17 protein-coding genes are annotated in these 19,593 nt (G+C 57.3%); 7 read left to right on the top strand and 10 right to left on the bottom strand.

Features of this window, described 5'->3' with window-relative positions:
- The 4 genes from ACIQZK_RS09465 to ribA form a co-directional block, all read left to right on the top strand.
- Positions 1-1,838: DNA translocase FtsK (locus tag ACIQZK_RS09465; protein ID WP_397575912.1), on the top strand; the 1,838-nt coding region annotated here is incomplete at its 5' end.
- 64 nt (positions 1,839-1,902) lie between these two features.
- Positions 1,903-2,526 carry an outer membrane lipoprotein carrier protein LolA gene (locus tag ACIQZK_RS09460; RefSeq protein ID WP_397575911.1) on the top strand — a complete coding sequence of 208 codons (624 nt, stop codon included), beginning with the start codon at positions 1,903-1,905 and terminating at the stop codon, positions 2,524-2,526.
- A gap of 286 nt (positions 2,527-2,812) precedes the next feature.
- Positions 2,813-3,619, top strand: coding sequence for an exodeoxyribonuclease III (gene xth / locus ACIQZK_RS09455; protein ID WP_183942344.1), 807 nt, complete (start codon positions 2,813-2,815; stop codon positions 3,617-3,619).
- Positions 3,616-4,680: a GTP cyclohydrolase II gene (ribA, locus tag ACIQZK_RS09450; protein WP_397575910.1), complete on the top strand. Its 1,065-nt coding sequence runs from the start codon at positions 3,616-3,618 to the stop codon at positions 4,678-4,680. Before xth ends, ribA begins: the two co-directional genes overlap by 4 nt.
- Before the next feature lie 64 nt (positions 4,681-4,744).
- On the opposite strand, the gene ACIQZK_RS09445 is transcribed toward ribA, so the two are convergent.
- From ACIQZK_RS09445 to ACIQZK_RS09420, 6 genes are all read right to left on the bottom strand, one after another.
- Positions 4,745-6,781, bottom strand: a complete 2,037-nt coding sequence (locus ACIQZK_RS09445; protein WP_397575909.1) for a transglycosylase domain-containing protein — start codon at positions 6,779-6,781, stop codon at positions 4,745-4,747.
- A 45-nt stretch (positions 6,782-6,826) separates the two neighbouring features.
- A complete protein-coding gene (msrB, locus tag ACIQZK_RS09440; RefSeq protein ID WP_397575908.1) occupies positions 6,827-7,219 on the bottom strand; it encodes a peptide-methionine (R)-S-oxide reductase MsrB in 393 nt (130 codons plus the stop codon).
- Positions 7,220-7,321: 102 nt separating this feature from the next.
- Positions 7,322-8,344: a DNA polymerase III subunit delta gene (gene holA, locus ACIQZK_RS09435; RefSeq protein ID WP_397575907.1), complete on the bottom strand. Its 1,023-nt coding sequence runs from the start codon at positions 8,342-8,344 to the stop codon at positions 7,322-7,324.
- Positions 8,341-8,829 (bottom strand): LPS assembly lipoprotein LptE, encoded by a 489-nt coding sequence (gene lptE / locus ACIQZK_RS09430; RefSeq protein WP_397575906.1) that lies wholly within the window; start codon positions 8,827-8,829, stop codon positions 8,341-8,343. Before lptE ends, holA begins: the two co-directional genes overlap by 4 nt.
- Positions 8,826-11,351 carry a leucine--tRNA ligase gene (gene leuS / locus ACIQZK_RS09425; protein WP_397575905.1) on the bottom strand — a complete coding sequence of 842 codons (2,526 nt, stop codon included), beginning with the start codon at positions 11,349-11,351 and terminating at the stop codon, positions 8,826-8,828. Before leuS ends, lptE begins: the two co-directional genes overlap by 4 nt.
- Positions 11,352-11,356: 5 nt before the next feature.
- Entirely contained in the window at positions 11,357-11,800 is a 444-nt protein-coding gene (locus tag ACIQZK_RS09420) for a DUF3576 domain-containing protein (protein ID WP_324479110.1), read from the bottom strand.
- A 247-nt stretch (positions 11,801-12,047) separates the two neighbouring features.
- On the opposite strand from ACIQZK_RS09420, the gene ACIQZK_RS09415 reads away from it, so the two are divergent.
- Positions 12,048-12,797 carry a hypothetical protein gene (locus ACIQZK_RS09415; protein ID WP_397575904.1) on the top strand — a complete coding sequence of 250 codons (750 nt, stop codon included), beginning with the start codon at positions 12,048-12,050 and terminating at the stop codon, positions 12,795-12,797.
- Here ACIQZK_RS09415 and ACIQZK_RS09410 read toward each other — a convergent pair.
- A complete protein-coding gene (locus tag ACIQZK_RS09410; protein WP_397575903.1) occupies positions 12,794-13,306 on the bottom strand; it encodes a thiamine phosphate synthase in 513 nt (170 codons plus the stop codon). The two genes, ACIQZK_RS09415 and ACIQZK_RS09410, sit on opposite strands and share 4 nt — an antisense overlap.
- A 59-nt stretch (positions 13,307-13,365) precedes the next feature.
- Between ACIQZK_RS09410 and ACIQZK_RS09405 the strand changes: the two genes are divergently transcribed.
- The gene (locus tag ACIQZK_RS09405; RefSeq protein WP_397575902.1) at positions 13,366-14,052 is read left to right on the top strand and encodes a YggS family pyridoxal phosphate-dependent enzyme; all 687 of its coding nucleotides are present in this window, start codon (positions 13,366-13,368) and stop codon (positions 14,050-14,052) included.
- Here ACIQZK_RS09405 and pdeM read toward each other — a convergent pair.
- Both pdeM and ACIQZK_RS09395 read right to left on the bottom strand, forming a co-directional pair.
- Positions 14,023-14,718 carry a ligase-associated DNA damage response endonuclease PdeM gene (gene pdeM / locus ACIQZK_RS09400; RefSeq protein ID WP_397575901.1) on the bottom strand — a complete coding sequence of 232 codons (696 nt, stop codon included), beginning with the start codon at positions 14,716-14,718 and terminating at the stop codon, positions 14,023-14,025. The genes ACIQZK_RS09405 and pdeM overlap by 30 nt on opposite strands.
- A gap of 56 nt (positions 14,719-14,774) precedes the next feature.
- Positions 14,775-15,740: a retroviral-like aspartic protease family protein gene (locus ACIQZK_RS09395; protein ID WP_397575900.1), complete on the bottom strand. Its 966-nt coding sequence runs from the start codon at positions 15,738-15,740 to the stop codon at positions 14,775-14,777.
- Between the two features lie 162 nt (positions 15,741-15,902).
- On the opposite strand from ACIQZK_RS09395, the gene ACIQZK_RS09390 reads away from it, so the two are divergent.
- Positions 15,903-17,819 carry a S9 family peptidase gene (locus tag ACIQZK_RS09390; RefSeq protein WP_397575899.1) on the top strand — a complete coding sequence of 639 codons (1,917 nt, stop codon included), beginning with the start codon at positions 15,903-15,905 and terminating at the stop codon, positions 17,817-17,819.
- A gap of 98 nt (positions 17,820-17,917) precedes the next feature.
- On the opposite strand, the gene ACIQZK_RS09385 is transcribed toward ACIQZK_RS09390, so the two are convergent.
- The coding region (locus ACIQZK_RS09385) for a helicase-related protein (protein WP_397575898.1) at positions 17,918-19,593 on the bottom strand (1,676 nt) is incomplete at its 5' end.

Below are 19,593 nucleotides of genomic sequence, written 5' to 3'. Positions count from 1 at the left end.
AAATTCAGGGCGTGGTTGGCACTATATTGCGGGTGCTTCTGATTTTGGCCAGCTTAAGTGGCGGCGTGGCGTTGGTTATTCGCGCGCTTGAGCTTGAGCGCCCGCTGTTCCGTATCCCTTCTTTGGCCATGCCCAAATTTTCAGGCATCAAAAACGATCTGGGCGCCTTTGACGCAGACGATTCGGATGTTGCCCAAATTATCGAGCCAAAGCCGCCGCGTAAGGCTGTCGAGCCCGAACTACGCAAGCCCCCCGTGATTGAAGACCGCACGCTGGCGCCGAAAAAAGCGGCGTTCTCAACCGGTGCGCGGCAGGGCGATTTCTTTGGCAGTTTTGTGTTGCCATCGCTTGATCTACTCGATCCGCCGTCGGCCATTTCAGTGCCAAAGCTCGACAAGACTGCGCTCGAAGCAAATGCGCGTTTGTTGGAATCGGTGCTCGATGACTTTCACGTTAAGGGACAGATTGTTGCGGTGCGTCCGGGACCCGTGGTCACGATGTACGAGTTGGAGCCTGCAGCGGGCATCAAATCCAGCCGCGTTATCCAACTGGCCGAAGATATTGCGCGCAACATGTCCGCTTTGTCCGCGCGTGTTTCGACAATACCGGGCCGCACCGTCATGGGTATTGAGTTGCCCAACGCACATCGCGAAGCTGTGGTGTTTCAGGAAATGGTCGGATCGGACGCCTTTGCCGATCAAAAGGGCGCACTGCCGATAATTTTGGGTAAGAATATCTCTGGCGATCCCGTCATCGCCGATCTCGCCCCGATGCCGCATTTGTTGGTCGCCGGAACCACCGGTTCAGGTAAATCGGTTGGCCTGAACTGTATGATATTGTCGCTGCTTTATCGCCTGACGCCGGACCAGTGCCGGATGATCATGATCGATCCCAAGATGCTTGAATTGAGCAGCTATGACGACATTCCGCATCTGTTGTCACCTGTTGTCACTGAGCCTGCCAAGGCCATTCGCGCGCTGAAATGGGCGGTTGAACAGATGGAAGAACGCTACCGGATGATGTCATCGCTGGGCGTGCGCAACCTTGCAAACTTCAACGAAAAAGTCCGCGGTGCAAAGGCCAAGGGCGCGCCATTGGGCCGGAAGGTGCAAATTGGCTATGACCCGATGACGGGCCAGCCGCAATATGAGGAAGAAAGCTTGGCCTATGAGCCAATGCCGCAGATCGTCATCATCGTGGACGAGCTCGCTGACCTGATGATGACCGCGGGCAAGGAAGTCGAATTCCTCATCCAACGCCTCGCGCAAAAGGCGCGTGCTGCGGGTATTCACCTCATCATGGCGACGCAGCGGCCATCGGTTGATGTTATCACTGGCGTCATTAAGGCAAACCTGCCGACGCGTATTTCTTTCCATGTGACGTCGAAAATCGATAGCCGTACGATTTTGGGCGAACAGGGTGCCGAACAGCTGCTGGGCAAGGGCGACATGTTGTATATGGCGGGCGGCCGGGGGCTGACGCGTATTCATGGTCCGTTTGTCTCCGATGATGAAGTCCGCCGCGTCGCAGACCATTGGCGCGGCCAAGGGCAGCCCGAATATATCCAGGCGGTGACCGAAGAACCCGAAGACGGCGGTTTCGACTTTGGCGGAATGGGCGGCGACGACAACGAGGAAGATGCGCAATATCGCAAGGCGTGCCAGATCGTGTTTGAAAGCCAAAAGGCATCAACGAGCTGGATTCAACGTCAGCTGCGGATTGGTTATAACAGCGCAGCCCGGTTGATTGATCGTATGGAAGAAGACGGCTTCATCACCGCGCCGAACCATATTGGCCGCCGTGAAGTGCTGCGTGACCGGACCGGCGAGCCGCTTTAGACGTTAAGACGGCGTTCAAGGCGGTTGCCGTAGCCGCGATTGAACCCATCCCAAGGAAAACAGAATGACCTTTCGAAATTACGTCTTAATGTTCGCGCCCGTTGCCCTGATCGCCGCCGCGCCGTCGACTGCGCAATCGCAGGCGGATCGCATGGCGCGCGTGACCACGCATATGAAGACGGTGGGCACAATGACCGCCAACTTCACCCAGACGGATCGCAATGGCGGGCTTTTAACCGGCAAGCTTTTGCTGAAGCGCCCGGGCCATGTGCGTTTTGAATATCAAAAAGATGTGCCGTTGTTGATCGTCGCCGATGGACGCGCGCTGACCATGGTCGATTATGAAGTGAAACAAGTGCAGCGCTGGCCAATCCGTAATAGCCCGCTCGCCGCGTTGCTTGACCCGGGCAAGGACTTGGCGCGCTTTGGCAAATTGGTCCCCACATCGACCGATGATGTCATCAGCGTCGAAGTTCGCGACCCGAAGCGGCCTGAATATGGCACCATTACAATGATATTCGTCAACAAGCCGGGCGCGCCGGGTGGATTGACGCTGAACGGATGGGTTGCGCTTGATTCCAAAAACAATCGCACAAGCATCCGACTCAGCAACGTTACCTATAATGGCGCAATCGCCGACAGCGCATTTTCGTGGAAAGATCCACGGCCTGTCAGACGGAAATCTTAAAATTGGTCGACGAACCGATGCTAACTGCCGACAAGCTGCCGATCTGAACAGATTTGTTCATGTGAACGACAGGAAAGTCATCCTATAAATCAATCGTCAGCAATTGAGAGTTCGTGTGGTTTTCCCCCTGTTGCCCACGACGCTAAATCGTCGCTGATACCCGCGTGACGAACGCAAGCTTAGCCCTCATCCCAAATGCCCCCGGGATGAGGGCTTTGCTTTTTTGGCATGGATTTCACTTCACCGACTTGCCCCTGCCGCTTCTGGCATATAGGGCCATATTCTTATGTCCCAGACCATCCGTATCGCCTCGTGGAATATCAATTCGGTTCGCGCCCGCATCGACATCGTCGAACGCTATCTGAAAGAAGAAGCGCCCGACGTCCTGTGCCTGCAGGAAACCAAAGTCATCGACAGCCTTTTCCCCGAAGGATTGTTTCGGCAGCTTGGCTATCGCCATATGGTTTTGAATGGCCAACCCATGCATCATGGTGTCGCGATTGTAAGCAAGCTGCCCTTAATCAACCGCCGCGTTGAAGATTGGCAGGCGAATGGCGAAGCGCGGCATGTGGGTGCGGAGTTGAATGTCGACGCCGCAAAGGGCGTGCGGATCGACAATGTCTATATTCCCGCTGGCGGCGAAGTTCCCGACAGCGAAGTGAATTCGAAGTTCGGACAAAAGCTTGGGTTTCTTTCGCGCATGACCGAGTGGTCGCGGGCGGTCACCAGCCCGACCATATTGACGGGTGATTTCAACGTCGCGCCGCTTGAGCATGATGTTTGGAGCCATAAGCAACTCGTCAATGTCGTCAGCCATACAAAGATTGAATGCGAACATCTGGCCGCGATTAAGGAAGCTGCGGACTGGGTCGATCTCGCGCGGCATTTTGTTGAACCGTCGAAGAAGCTGTACACATGGTGGAGCTACCGCGCGCAGGATTGGGAGACATCCGACCGTGGCCGCCGTCTTGACCATATGTGGGTGACGCCTGATTTGAAGGAAAAGGCTAAGTCGCATGTGGTGCATAAGCATGTGCGCGGATGGGGTAAGCCATCTGACCATGCGCCCATCGTCACGGAATTTGCCTTTTGAGCGGTGCCCCCGCAATCGAGGGCGATGCCCGCCGTGCGGCGCTGGCCATTGACGCGCTGCGTCGTGGCTGGGCCATCAATGTCGAACATCTCGGCCAAGCCCTCTGCCTTTTGCCGATAGAAACCGCGCGCGACGTTGCGGGTGCGCACGCGATTCTGCTGTCCGCCAGCCGCGCAGCCACGCTTAAACTTATGAACCAGCGCGCCGCCGCTGATACCGCTTTGCCGGTTATGATAAGGGCGCCAGCGGACCTTGATATCAACCTTGCATTGGCGGTGGCGGATCCAACGCTCGATTTGCGTTACCCGATGAAGGGCCCGTTTGAAGCATTGGCCCTCGCCGATGGGCCTTCTGCTGCTGCGGCCATTGAGCTTGCGCGGCTTGCCGGGTTGCTTCCCGCCTTTTTGGTGTTGGCGGATTTGGGCAATTCGTCTGCAACAGTATCACCGCAGGATGTCGCTGCGTTTGACGATAGCGGGGCGCTGCACATTGCCGCGCGCGCACGGTTGCCGGTTGCTGCAAATGTTGATGCTGAAATCGTCGCATTTCGAACGGACGTGGATGCGTCAGATCATGTCGCGCTGCTAATCGGCAAACGCGATGGCACGCCGCCGGTTGTCCGGTTGCACAGCGAGTGCCTGACCGGTGATGTCCTTGGCAGCCTGAAGTGCGATTGCGGCCCTCAATTGCACGAAGCGTTACACCAAATCTCCGAAGCCAATTGGGGTATACTTTTATATTTGCGTCAGGAAGGCCGTGGCATTGGCCTGATCAACAAATTGCGCGCTTATGCGCTTCAGGATCAGGGGTTTGATACCGTCGATGCCAACACCCGATTGGGCTTTGCCATTGATGCACGCGATTTTTCGGTCGCGGCCCGCATGCTTGAACTGCTGGGCATTTCCAACGTTCGGTTGCTCACGAACAACCCTGAAAAGGTTGAAGGTCTTAAGTCTGCAGGCATATCGGTCGATGAACGGCTGCCGCTAAAAATCGCGGCGAACCCGCATAATGCGCATTATCTCGAAACGAAAAAGAGCCGCACGGGTCACGCGCTTTAGCTGCTTGCCGCAAATTGCAGTCCGTTTCCGATGCCTGGATGTTGGAGCCCTTGCTATGTGAACCTTATTGCGGTTCGCGAAGGCGCTCTTCGTCGCGTGACGATCGGGGTTCCCGGCGCCCGATAGCGCGTTCGATAAATGCGTCATCCAAAGGTTCTGGTTCAGTCGCTGGCATAGCACCCGGATCGTCAAGCGCGGCGTCGCCCTCAATCGGCATACCGTTTTCGTCGAACAGCAGCCCCTCTTCCCCTTCGCCAAGCAAAAACTCTTCGCCTTCCAATTGTTCGGGGAAGGTTACTTCGGTCGCAAAATTTTCCACGGGTCGGCCGGACACTGCAACCCGCATATAGGCCGCCCACGCTTGTGCTGGCGCACGGCCGCCTTCCAATCCGCCGATTGAGCGCGCATCGTCGCGGCCCATCCAGACCCCGGTGGTCAAACCACTCGAAAAGCCAAGGAACCAACCGTCCTTGTTGCTGCTCGTGGTACCTGTCTTTCCTGCGACGGGGCGGCCGATATTGGCGGCGCGGCCCGTGCCCGTTGCAACCGCGGTCTGCATGAGGTCTGTCATGGCACCGGCGACCCAATCCTCCACCAATTGCACAGATCTGGCGGTCTTTGCCGTATATAAAATCTCGCCATCAATGGTGGTGACTTTGGAGATCCCATAAGGCGTAATGCTGCGGCCATTGCTAGCCACGGATGCAAATGCCTGCGTCATGTCGATAACGCGGGTTTCCGATGTCCCAAGCACCATCGACGGCTGCGTGTTGATGGGTGTCGTTATGCCAAAACGGCGCGCCATATTGGCAATGCTGCTGGTACCAACGTCTTGCCCGAGCTGCGCTGCGACCGTGTTTTTCGAATAGGCAAATGCCGTTCGCAGTGAAATTTCACCATCATAATTGCCGCTGCTGTTTTTGGGTTGCCAGCCGTCAATTTCAACGGGCTTATCTTCGACCATATCTTCGGGACGGAACCCGGCTTCCAATGCGGCCAAGTAGACGAACAATTTCCAAGCCGAGCCTGGTTGCCGGACTGCGGTGACTGCACGGTTATAATTGCTGGTTACATAATCGGTGCCGCCAACCATCGCTTTGACTGCGCCATCGCGATCAATCGACACCAGCGCACCTTGTGCACCGCGTGGTGCGTTTGCCGCTATCGCAGCCGTTGCCGCACGCTGCATTTTCAGATCAAGCGTGGTCCAGACATCAATGGGTTTTTCGGTCTCGTCAATCAGGCCGTCCAATTGCGGCAATACCCAATCGGTGAAATAGCGGACGCTGTCTTGCGGTTGCTGTTTCGCCATTTTGACGTCAGCCGGCTTCACCTGAGCGGCCTCGGCAGCGGAGATCATTCCGGCATCCTGCATCACGCCGACAACCACCGTGGCGCGGTCAATCGCAGCCTGTGCATCTGCCGTTGGCGAATAATGCGACGGTGCCTTTACAAGGCCTGCAATGATCGCGGCTTCGGCGAGGCTGAGATTTTCCGCGCCATGATCGAAGAATTTCCGGCTCGCCGCATCAACACCATAAGCACCGCCGCCGAAATAGACCTTGTTCAGATATAATTCGAGTATTTGGTCCTTCGAGAATTTCGTTTCCATCGCCAGCGCAAGGATGACCTCGCGGATTTTCCGCCCAAATTCCTTGTTGCTGTTCAGGTAAATGTTGCGGGCCAGCTGCTGCGTGATCGTTGAGCCACCTTGGGTCCAGCGTCCGTCAATTGCGCGCACGTAAAGCGACCGCGTGATCCCAATAGGGTCGACGCCCGGGTGGATATAATAGCGCCGGTCTTCCACTGCGACCATCGCGTCCTTCATTTCAGACGGCAGCTGGTCAATGCTCAGCCATCGGCCGAAACTTGGGCCAAGAGATTGGATAACGGTGCCATCGGCCGCACGGACACGGATCATCTGGCCGTTGGGTGATGCCTTTAAATCTTCAAAGCTGTCGATTTCGCCGCGGGCAATGGCGACAAAAATGCCCAACACCATGACGCCAAGCAGCCCCGCGATAACGCCGGCTTTGATGATACGTAAAATCCACGGTCCCATTGGGCGACGTTCTTTCGAAATTTTGCGCGCGCGTGCCATTGTGCAGGGTGTTAATCGGTCACGGACTCGCCGACAAGCGCGTTCTTATTCGGGGTCGAATGTCAGCGCGGCGCCGTTGATGCAGTAACGCAGCCCTGTTGGCCCCGGACCATCGGGAAACACATGCCCCAAATGCCCTTCACACGCCGCGCAGCGCACCTCGGTGCGGACCATGCCGTGCGAGACATCGATATGCTCATCAATGGCAGCACCGTCCGCAGGCGCGGTAAAGCTTGGCCAGCCTGAACCGCTGTCAAATTTGGTGTCCGATGCAAATAAGGTCGTGCCGCATCCGGCGCAGCGGAATTCGCCTTCGCGCTTTTCATCAGTCAATTTGCCCGCAAAGGCCCGCTCGGTTCCCGCCTCCCGCAGGACATGATATTGAACCGGGTCCAATTCTGCGCGCCACTCGGCTTCGGACTTGATAATTTTTTCCATGAAACGGCCTTTCGTTGATGCAGATGTGGGCCTGTTTGCCATCGGGTTCAAGAGTCCGGTTTAACAGATGTTTTCCCGCCCATTACGGCGCAATATCAGTAATCAAGCCCGGCGCGATGCTGCACGCGCAATGCGGACCAGCTCTTCTTCCAATATCGTGTCCGCCAGGCCATCGCGGACATGCATAAGCTTGGATTCCACCTCAAGCAGATGGCTGTTTAATCCGGCAAGCCGCACCGATGGCCAGCGCGCAAGTTGCTGCGCGTAGTTGTCGGCGTCTTTCCAGAATATCGAACGGGTCGCTTTGACGACGGCGCCGGGGTTTGAACCATTGTCGACCTTTGTGCGCATAGAAGCGAGCAATGTTACCCGCCGCTGCATCGCGCGGATGATGCGGATGGCATCGACCCCCATGTCGCGCGCGGCGACAAGTTCACGCCCCGTCCCCCGCAAATCGCCGCCCATGACTTGATGGATGAGGCCATTGATATTTTCCTCGCCCGTTTCCGCGGACAAGGCTTCAAATATGGGGACCTCAACCGTCGCCGGGCGTTGCGGCGACGAATCATAATATAAGGACAGCTTTTCGATTTCAGCCTGCGCCAGTTTCCGGTCCTGACCCGTGTAGCGCGCGATCCGCGCGGCCAGCGGCCGGTCAATTTTCAGCCCCATCGTGGCTGCGTAGGCCATCACAGCGGCTGCGGCATCGCCTTCCTCCGGTAGGTAACAAATATGCACCATCGCGCGCGGGTGGGCTTCGACAAGCTTGCGCAACTTGCTGGCCTTGGTCAGATTGCCTGCGGTCGCGATGACGGGATTGGCGTCGCCTTCAAGGGCGAGCAGGTTTTCGACGGCAGCAACGCCCTCTTCCCGGCGGAAGTTCAGCCGGATGTGGCGCTTATCACCAAATAGTGACAGCGCCGACGCCTCATCCGCCAGAAGCGCGGGGTCATTGCGGATACGGTCGCTGTCGATATCTATCCGTTCCGAACCCGTCAGCACGGCGGACATTTGCGATGCAATGTCCGCGGCGGCCGATTCATCCTGCCCGAAAATGAAAAACAGGCGAATCTCCGGACGTGTGCCAATGGCACTTATAAAACTGCGTTCTTTTGCGTTGCTCATTCGCCGCGGGCGTAGATTGAAAGCCGGGTGACAATCTGATCCGCAACCTTCTGCGTCAGATTCTCCAGCGCGCTGTTTTCACCAGCGATGGTGGCATATTCCGAACCGGCGACATCGATACCCGCATCGGACCCTGCGGTTGCATCAAGCACGGTTTTACCGGTCGCGACGGAGATCAATTGATATCGTGCGCGCAATGTGCGCCGTTCCCGCGTGACCGTATCGTCGGCGCGGACGCCAAAGCCTTCAATCCGGTCATCAAGTGTGACGACCAAGCGGAATTGGGCGACGTTGCTGTCTTGAGCGCCAAGGCGGTCCGTTAACGCATTGCGCATCAACCAACCGCTTTTGCCTTCGATTGTCGCGACCGATACCGAACCTAGCGTTGTTGCCACCGCGCCCTTTGATCCACCGCTGTACAAAGGCTGCAATCCGCAAGCGGACAACATTAAAGCAAGCAAGATCGGGGCAATGAAACGGTTCATAGGACGATGTTGACCAACCTATCGGGTACGACGATGATTTTCCGGATATCGGCACCGTCAATCGCATGCTGAACCTTTTGGCTGGCGAGCGCAAGCGCCTCCACTTCGGCCTGGGGCAGTCCCTTGGCAACGGTCAGCGTATCGCGCAGCTTACCCTTCACCTGAATGGCAATGGTCACTTCGTCTTCCACCAGCAGGTCAGGGTTGACCTGTGGCCAAGGTGCGTCGGCGATCAGGCCACCGCCCGTTGCCGCGCCAAGCTGCGTCCATGCTTCTTCGGCCAAATGCGGAACCATTGGCGCAGACAATGTGACGATGGTGCGGATCGCTGTGTCGCGGCTTGCCGACGGCGCTGCCTTTTCAATGGCATTGGCAAGGTCATAGATTTTCGCGACCGCTTTGTTGAACGCGAGCGCTTCGATGTCTGTGCCGACGCCGGCAATGATCTGGTGCGTTTTGCGGTCCAGTGCCTTGTCGACACCTTCGGCGCCACTGACCTGACTTGTCAGACGCCACAGACGCTGCACAAATCGCCAGCAACCCTCAATCCCCGCCTCGGACCATTCCAGATCGCGTTCGGGCGGGCTGTCGGACAGCATGAACCAGCGCACGGCATCGGCGCCATATTGGTCCACAATATCGTCTGGATCGACGACATTCTTTTTGGATTTGGACATTTTTTCGATGCGACCTGCGACCGCAGGGGCACCGCTGTCGATGATGGTCCAAATGTCGCCTTCGCGCCGCACCTGATCAGGGCTCAGCCATGTTCCCTTGGCATCTTGATAGGTCTGGTGCGTCACCATGCCTTGCGTAAACAGCGAAGCAAACGGTTCTTTCACGTCGATCATGCCAATATGGCTGAGCGCACGGGTCCAGAAACGGGCGTAGAGCAAATGCAAAATCGCGTGCTCAACACCGCCAATATATTGGTCAACCGGCAGCCATTTTTCCGCAGCCGCACGGTCAAAGGGCTTGTCATGCGGTTGGCTTGCGAAGCGGATGAAGTACCAGCTTGAGTCAACAAAGGTATCGAGCGTGTCGGTTTCGCGGCGCGCCTCTTGATGGCATTTGGGGCAATCGACCTTGCTCCACGTCGGGTGACGATCCAGCGGGTTACCGGGGATGTCAAAGCTGACGTCTTCGGGCAATTTCACCGGCAGCTGGTCAGTGGGCACGGGGACCGCGCCACATGCCTGACAATGGATGATCGGGATTGGCGTGCCCCAATAACGCTGGCGCGAAACGCCCCAGTCGCGCAGGCGATATTGCGTTTGGCCTTGGCCCCAGCCTTCTTTCTCGGCCTTTGCGATCACATCAGCCTTCGCCTGATCGACGGTCATGCCGTTCATCCAGTGCGAATTCACGATGACGCCGGGGTTGGTGTAGGCGACATTTCCTTCGAAATGGCTGTCGGTCAAATCGCCATCGGCAACGACGCGGGTAACGGGCAAATGATATTTGCGCGCGAAATCAAGGTCGCGTTGGTCATGTGCCGGGCAGCCAAAGACCGCGCCCGTGCCGTAATCCATCAATACGAAATTGGCGACATAAACGGGCAGATGCCAGCTGGGATCCAGCGGATGTTCAACGGTCAGGCCCGTATTGAACCCAAGCTTTTCAGCGGTTTCAATATCTGCGGCTGTGGTCCCGCCCTTGCGGCATTCCGCGATAAAGTCCTGCAAATCAGGCGCGTTGGCAGCCAGCTTTTGCGCGACGGGATGGTCGGCGGCAATGGCGATAAAGCTCGCGCCGAACATGGTGTCGGGGCGTGTGGTAAAGACATCAATGCCATCGTTCCCGCCCGGAAAGCGGAACCTGCATTTCAGGCCTTGCGATTTGCCAATCCAGTTTTCCTGCATCAACCGCACCTTGTCGGGCCATTGGTCAAGCGACCCAAGGCCAACAAGCAATTCTTCTGCAAAGTCGGTAATCTTCAAAAACCACTGGCTCAGCTTGCGGCGTTCAACAGGTGCACCCGATCGCCAGCCCTTGCCGTCGATCACTTGCTCATTGGCAAGCACCGTCATGTCGACAGGGTCCCAGTTCACGGCGGACTCTTTGCGATAGACGAGCCCGGCAGCATACAGCTTCAGGAACAATGCCTGTTCGTGGCCGTAATATTCAGGCTCACAGGTCGCGAGTTCGCGGGTCCAGTCAATCGCAAAGCCAAGCCGCTTCAGCTGCGCTTTCATGTTTGCAATATTGTCGCGCGTCCAACCGCCAGGGTGGACCTTTTTCTCCATCGCCGCATTTTCCGCGGGCATGCCAAAGGCGTCCCAACCCATGGGGTGAAGCACTTCATGCCCGGTCATGCGCTTATACCGCGCTAACACGTCACCCATGGTGTAGTTGCGCACATGGCCAATATGGATGCGGCCCGATGGATAAGGAAACATTTCCAGGACATAGGCACGTGGCTTTGTCGAGTTATCGTCCGCAACAAAGCTGCTGCGTTCTTCCCAAATCTTTTGCCACCGCGCGTCGGCGACGTGCGGGTTAAAACGCTCAACATTCGTCATAACAATTATCCGGTGATTGAAGACCGGCGAAGGTCACGTGCCTTGGTAAGGATGACCGCCTCAAGCTTTTGAACGGTTGCGGCACGCAGCGGCGCCGCGACCCACTGGTCATTTTGCAAAACTTCGCGGCTGCCGGCGACGCGCAAGGCGTCAGCGCGCAAATCCTGATCAAGGATCGAAATGGTCAGTTTAACGCGCTCGCCAGGGCTTTGCGGGTTCACGTACCAGTCGGTGACAATGACGCCGCCCGACGAGTCGGTTTGCAGCAACGGCATGAAGGACAAGGCATCAAGCGATGCGCGCCACAGATAGCTGTTTACGCCGATCGTGGTGACTTGGCTGGCCGCGAGATCCGCCTTCGGACGCTCCCTTCCGCCACAGCCGGACAGCAGCCCCAAGCTTAACAGGCTGCCGGTCGCAATAATGAGTGCCAAGCGGTTGGTGCGCATAAAATGTCCTTGAACTATGAATATCGGAAACCTCTATAGCGGCTTGCTGTCCGGAGCAAGCTTTCTGGCTGCTGAACAGCGCGCAATTCATGCTGCGCTCATCTTCGTCCCGCTAAGTGATTGTGGACATCATGCAACATTCGGTCAAAAATCACGTTATTCGAACGATAAATTGGTTAGGCCCCTTTTGAATCGCCAAAAGCATGCGTATACCAAACGAAGACAGGAGAGTCGGTGAACGAGTATCATGGACGTGAAGCGGGCATATAAGCGGAAATACGCGACCATTGCGGCAGCATTGCTAGCAACGGGTTCGCTCGCGGTGTCGCCCCTCGTTGTTCCTGCTTTTGCTGCAAAGACTTTTTCGCAAGAGCCATCAGCCGGGCCAAGCTGGATTTCGATGTTCACGCCTGCGGGTGGTGACAGCATTTTGGCACAGAAATTCTCGGCGGCACGCATTGAACCAAATGCGCGCTTCCCATTTACGCCCGCAAACGCCGGTGACAGCCGCACAATCACAGTGGCTGCGCGCGCAAATTCGCGTTTGACCGCTGGCGCCGTTTCCATCCGCAATGCGCTGGCATCCAACGAAGTCGGCGCAGGCAAGGGCCTTCGCCTTTCGGCGGTGGACTATCGTTTGACAGCATCAAAGGGCTGGCAAGGCTTTGCATTGCCTGCTGCACAGCGTCGCACAGTTAAAGCACCGTTGAGCGAGCTTGGAAAAAGCAGCTTCTCGTTGGATGACGCCGCACGCAAACCAAGTAAGTTCAGCACCAATATCAAATTGGACCAAAGCCGCGAATTGGCACCCCCCGCGCGCGGCAGCGCAGCGTCGGGCGATTACAAGCTTGATGTGGGCGGAAGCTTCTCCATCAGCCGTAAAATCGACGTGACCGCGGGTGTCCGTTATGCCAGCGAAAATGACCGCGTCATTCCGTTGGCTGACAACCGCAAGGACAGCGAAGCTGTCTATGTCGGAACCAAAATCCGCTTCTAAGCGGTATTTTTCTTAAAAGCATCAATCGCCGCCCAACCGTGGATCAACCGTGGCGTGAGCATCTGTGCGTTTCGGCGGTTCATGCCGCCCAAGGCGATGATGTGGCTAGGCGAAGCCAGTTTTGCGAGCCGGTTAAATGCTAGCGGCCCAAGCGGTCGCGCGCCGGGGTGACTGTTTGTTGCGAAAATGGGTGATAGGAACAACAGGTCTGGGCTTGCCGCCTTCACGCCTGCAATTTCACGCGCATCATGGACTGGCGCGCTGTGGAGCAATCGCGACGCGCGACGGCTTCTTTGATGAAAACCATCGGCGTGCCAGCGTATCGCCGTCCGCTCGTCCCCCGCCAGCAGCAGAACATGCCCGCGCCGCCGACACATGTGCATGACCTGCCCGAACAGAAATTTTCGCGCCGCCGCGTCCAAATGATAATGCCGAAAGATAACGCCCGATCGTGCGGGAAGCCGCTGAATGGCGGGCAACAGGTCATCCCCCAATCGTTCATCGGTCATCAGCCAGATCTTCGGCAGGGGGTGGCTTCGCGGCATAGTTCTGCCTATAGCGTCGCGCTATGCAGGAAGCGACACCAGAAACATCCGCCGGTCCTTTGGCCGCAATCCGTGAACGCATGGCGGCCGCCGCCAAGATGGCCCGGCGTGCCCCCGAAGACATTCATTTGATTGCGGTGTCGAAAACCCGCGCGGCCGAAGATATTGAGCCGTTGATTCACGAAGGCCAAATGCTCTTCGGTGAAAACCGTGTTCAGGAAGCGGCGACCAAATGGCCCGCGTTGAAGCAGCGCCACCCTGCCGTGCAATTGCATCTGATCGGCCAGCTTCAATCCAACAAGGCCGACGAAGCGGTCGCCTTGTTCGATATGATTCATTCGGTTGACCGGCTCTCGCTGGTGACGGCGCTTGGCAAAGCCATGGAAAAACAGGCGCGTCATATCCCGTGCTTCATTCAAGTGAACATCGGCGCTGAAGAGCAAAAGGGTGGCTGCGCGGTTTCGGAACTGCCTGCATTGATTGCCGCGGCAAAGGACAGCGACGTTCCATTGGCAGGACTGATGTGCATACCGCCAGCATCGATTGAGGCCGCGCCATTTTTTGCGTTGCTGGCCGAGCTCGCGGCGCGTCATGATTTGCCGCAACTGAGCATGGGCATGTCGGAAGATTTCGACACCGCGATCATGATGGGCGCGACCTATGTCCGCGTTGGCACAGCCTTATTTGGCGCGCGCAGCAGCCCCGCTTAAGGCAAAGCGCGCATAGCCCGCCTTGGTTGCGACCAAGGCTTCCACCATCTCGCCATCCGCCAAATCGCAGGCGTGCATAATCGCGCTGTCCTGCACATCCAGTCCGCCGGTGAGTGCGCCAAATGCGGGCATGATGATTTTGCGCGCGCTTTTGACAAAGCACCGGCGCGCCACCATGCGCCCACGCAACACCTGTCGGAACTTCGGGTGAAAATGCCCTGATATTTCGGGATTGGGATCACCGCGCTGCGCTTCGTGGCGAAATGTGATGCCTGACAGGCATATTTCATCGTGCGTTTTGCCACCCCAGATGCCCGCAACCGCGCGGTCATGGTTCCCTGTGATCCAGAGCCATTCGGTATCGCAGGTCAAGTCGACCAACAATGCCGCCGCCGATTCCGCCAGCCTCGCCTCGCCGTCATCGTCGTGGAAATTATCGCCCAAGGATATGATTTTGGCTGGCCTATATTTGGTACAAAGTGCCGCGATGTCCTCAAGCGTTGCAATGCTGTCGTAGGGCGGCAGCATCTGGCCATTTAAGGCATAAGCGCTCGCTTTTTCCAAATGCAGATCGGACACGAGCAGCGCATTTTGGGCAGGCCAATATAAGGCAGCCTCACCGGCAACCTCAAACGACTGACCCCCAAATTCAAAAGCATGCGACATCGCCTGTGCCTATGCGGATTGTCTATCAGTGGCGCAAGCCGTTGTGGGCGGCGTTCCTATAAAGCGAGTGCCACCCGCGTTCTGGGCTCCAGCGAAACGCCCTTTGGCGGATCGAAGCCCACCCGCCTGTTGCTGAAATCAATCAACACGCGGTCAAACAGTTTCAGTGCGTCCATGCCGAGCAGGATCGCTGGCCGATCCTGAAGCTTGAGGGCCGTGAATGCGTAATTGTCGGCGAAGGTCATCGGCATATCCTTAATGACCAGCCCCCCGACCTCAATTTCGCGAATTTGGGTATAGTCCCCGTTCAGGATCGTGCCGGTCACGCTACGCATCTTCACCGGAATATAGTCAAAGGCGCGGTGCCGCCTGCGCAGCTTATCGCGCAGGGCGATATTGGCCATGCTGCTTTGCGCGCCGGTATCGAGAATGATGTCGACCTTAATGCCATCAATCCGCGCGCTTGATAATATCATCCGGCCCGCCTTACGCCGCGCCTGCACGACAATCATACCATTTTCGAGCTTGGTCTTGCCGCGCGTTTTACGCGATGGCAGCACATCCATTGTCTGCTGTACGAAATCGAGATGCACCCGATTATCCTCCAGACTGTCGATACCCAAAAGCCCATATGCCCCCAGATTGGCGCGTTCCAGACCGGGTGCCTCAACGCCCTGCAAGTTCACGGACGCGGTGGTAATGCTGTCGATGAAGAAGCTGTTGACCTGATACCGCCCCGATATGGTCGCGAGCGTCAGCGTGGGGCCCGCCTCCAACGCCAGCTTGCGCGCAAGGTCATTGGCAATGACGGTCCGTTCAGCGCCGGTGTCGACGATGAAGGGGACGGCGTCGCTGCCGTTCACACGCACCTGCACCGTCATCCGGTTGCTTCGGTCAATGCCGAACTGTTCGGTGATGGCGGGAACATCCGAAGCAGCATCAGGCGTAAGCTGAGGTGGCTCCTGCGCCATTACCGATGTGCTTAAAAATAGGCCGATGAATCCAAGCGCGCTGCGTTGCATTTCAAATCTCCAGTGCCGCCACAATACGCCTCTTTACGCACAGCGACAAGGCATGGCCCGTCGAACCGAATCCGCCTTTTGTCGAAGCGGGAACAAAGTCGTTTGTTGTGGCGGCAGCTTTGCGATAGCCTCTGTTCCATAAAATTACAGAAGGGGATAAATATGAAGAAACTTCTTATGTTTGCCGCGCTGGCTTTGCCGATGGCGCCTGCCCTTGCAGATGCGCCAAAGCCCGACGCGCTGGTCGCCGATGGCGTCCCTCCCGTGCCGGATGAGCTGCCCGCGCAGACACGGCCCTATATGGAATTTCGTACGGCAAGCTTCGCCGGTTGGTACCCTACCGACAAATCCATGCTGATCGCGACCCGTTTCGGCAATACCGCGCAGTTGCACCGCGTCGCCGGCCCGATGATGGCCCGTCAGCAAATTAGCTTTGAGGCGGAGCCCGTTGGCGGCGGTAGCTGGGCCCCGAAAACCGGCGACATATTGCTGACGCAGAAAGATATTGGCGGCAATGAATTCTACCAAATCTATGCGCTGAAGGACGGCAAGCTTTCGCTTCTAACCGACGGCAAAAGCCGCAACAGCATCAACGCATGGAGCGATGATGGGGAGTTGGTCGCCTATACGTCGACGCGGCGCAACGGCACCGACAATGACATCTATGTGATGAACCCGCGCGATCCATCGACCAGCCGCATGGTTGCCGAAGTCAAAGGCGGCGGTTGGAATGTTGGTGCGTTTTCGCCCGACAAGAAAAGCGCCGTGGTCGGGCAATATCTGTCGGTCAGCAATGTTGACATGTCGCTCCTCGATCTGGCCACGGGCAAGATGACCCCCATTGGCGATCATACCAAGGATATTGCTATTGGCGGCGCGTCTTTCGCGCCCGACGGTTCGCTGTGGGTTACGTCCGACGAAGGTTCGGACTTTCAGCGATTGGGGACCATCGACATCGCCACCGGAAAATTCAAGCCGCGCGGTCCTGCAGAGAAATGGGATGTCGACAGCTTCGACATTTCACCGGATGGCAGTTTCATCGTCTATGAAACCAACGAGGCGGGGATAAGCAAACTCAAATTGCTTGATCCGAAAACCAACAAGGTCCGCGTTGTGGATGGATTACCCGCGGGCATCATTGGTGGGTTCGAAGTCTCAGAATGGGGCGAAATCGGCGTCACTTTCACCTCGGCACGCAGCGCGGCTGACGCGTACAGCATTGATCCAAAAACGTTGAAGGTGACGCGCTGGACCGAAAGCGAAACCGGCGGTCTGGATGTGTCGAAGAATGTCGAGCCGGAATTGCTGACGGTCAAAAGCTTTGACGGGTTGCCCGTGTCCGGATTCCTCTACCGCCCTGATCCGGCGAAGTTCCCCGGCAAGCGGCCGATGATCATGAATGTGCATGGTGGTCCAGAGGGGCAATCGCGGCCCGGTTTCCAAGGGCGCAGCAACTATCTGCTGAACGAAATGGGCGTCGCTATTTTCTACCCCAATGTCCGCGGCTCAACCGGATATGGGAAAAAATTTGTCGGCCTCGATAATGGCCCGTTCAAACGCGAAGACTCGGTCAAAGACATGGGCGCGTTTCTGGGCACGCTGGCCAAAGACCCCTCGCTTGATGCAAGCCGCTTTGGCCTCGCTGGCGGATCTTACGGTGGCTATATGTGCTATGCCGCCGCTGTGCAGTTTAAGGATAAATTGCGCGCGACAAACTGCATTGTCGCCATTTCCAACTTCGTTACATTTTTGGAAAACACCCAAAGCTATCGCCGCGATTTGCGCCGTGTCGAATATGGTGACGAACGCGACCCGGTTCAGCGGGCAAAGCTGCTTGAGATATCACCGCTGACCCGCGTGGCCGAAATCACGAAACCGATGTTTGTTGTCACCGGTGGTAACGATCCGCGTGTTCCAGCATCCGAGGCCGACCAAATCGTCAAGGCCATCCGCGACAAGGGCGGCGTTGCTTGGCATTTGTTGGGCAAAAATGAAGGTCATGGCTTCGCGAAGAAGGAAAATGTCGACTATCAATTCTGGTCGACATTGATGTTCTGGAAGCAGAATTTGCTGAACTGACCTAACGTCTCGTCATCCTGAACTCGATTCAGGATAACACGCCACCGTCGCTTGTTATCCCGAAACCAGTTCGGGATGACGAAGCGTGGTGGTCGAGGCTAAGGCGTCATCGCAATACCGGCGAGGCTTTCGGCCTCCATCAAAAGTGCGTCATCGACCGATCCCTGCGCCACGCTCTCGCGGCCAATCATCACCAGCAACGGCACGGCGAGCGGGCTGACGCGTTCAAGGTCGACATGCAGCATCGTGTCGGCGGCGCGGTCCAACAAATCACCAAGCCGCCCCACGTCGGTCAGCCGCGTGCGCGCATCGGCCCATGCCGCCTCAAGCAGCAGATGGTCGGGTTCATATTTGCGCAGCACATCATAGATAAGGTCAGTGGAAAAAGTGACCTGCTTGCCCGTCTTGCGCTTGCCGGGATGCTGCCGCTCGACAAGGCCACTAATCACCGCGACCTCACGAAAGGCGCGCTTTAATAAATAGCTCGATTCCACCCAGTCGACAAATTCATCCTCCAAAATGTCGGAGGAGAATAAAGGGGCCGGATCGGTAATCGGCCTCAGGCTCCATACCCCCAAGGCATAATCGCTCGCGACAAAGCTCATCGGCATAAGGCCACGGCTTTCCATACGGCGGGTAATCAGCATGCCCAGCGACTGGTGTGCGTTCCAGCCTTCGAACGGATAGGTCACCATATAATGGCGCTTGTCGTGCGGGAATGTCTCGACGAGAAGCTGGCCGGGCTTGGGCATCTGGCTGCGATAGGCCTGCATCTCCAGCCATTCGCGCACTTCGTCGGGAAAGCGCGCCCAACCTGCGCGATAGGTCAACATCTGCCGCACCCTGCCCGCAAGATGCGTGGTGAGCGGCAAGCGCGCACCCATATAGCTTGGGATGTTGGTCGCAGGCTTCGTTGCCGCGCGGACAATGAGGTCGAGGTCCTTGATGGATTCGACCTCAAGCGCCATGCCGGCAAAGGTGAACGTGTTGCCCGGGCTGAGCGTGGAGGCGAAGGATTCTTCCACCTTGCCCAACTTACGGCCATTGCGGAAACGGATCTCCAGCATTGGCGCATCGACAATGATACCAGCATTAAAACGGTGCTGCGCGGCAAATTGCGGATGCGACAGCCGCCACCTGCCGTCGGGATCTTTGACCAGTTTCTTGAACCGGTCATACGCCCGCAACGAATAGCCACCCGTCGCGACAAAGGCGATCACGCGGGCAAAGGTCGCGGCGTCCATTGCGGAGTAAGGCAGGGCAGATTGCACCTCCGCCAGCAACTGATCCTCGTCAAACGGACCCGCGCAGGCAATGCCCATGACATGCTGCGCCAACACGTCGTAGCTTCCCGGGCGGAAGGTTTCCCCATCGCGCACGCCCTCGCCCACTGCGTCATAGGCGGCCTGCGCCTCCAGATATTCAAAGCGGTTGCCGGGGACGAGGATGGCTTTCGATGGCTCATCCATCCGGTGGTTCGACCGGCCAATCCGTTGCAGCAGCCGCGAGCTTCCCTTGGGCGCGCCCATTTGAATGACGCAATCGACATCGCCCCAGTCGACACCCAGATCGAGCGAGGCGGTGCACACCAACGCGCGCAACTTGCCGTCGGCCATTGCGCCTTCGACCTTGCGCCGTGCCTCAATCGACAGCGAGCCGTGGTGAATGCCGATGGCATATTTGGGCTCATTCGCGTCCCATAATTTCTGGAAGATGAACTCGGCAAGGAAGCGCGTGTTGCAGAAAATGAGCGTGATTTTGTTGCGGCCGATTT

Source organism: Sphingorhabdus sp. (assembly GCF_044338195.1).
In the GTDB taxonomy this organism is placed as follows: Bacteria; Pseudomonadota; Alphaproteobacteria; order Sphingomonadales; family Sphingomonadaceae; genus Sphingorhabdus_B.
This window is presented reverse-complemented; position numbering and strand designations above follow the sequence as displayed.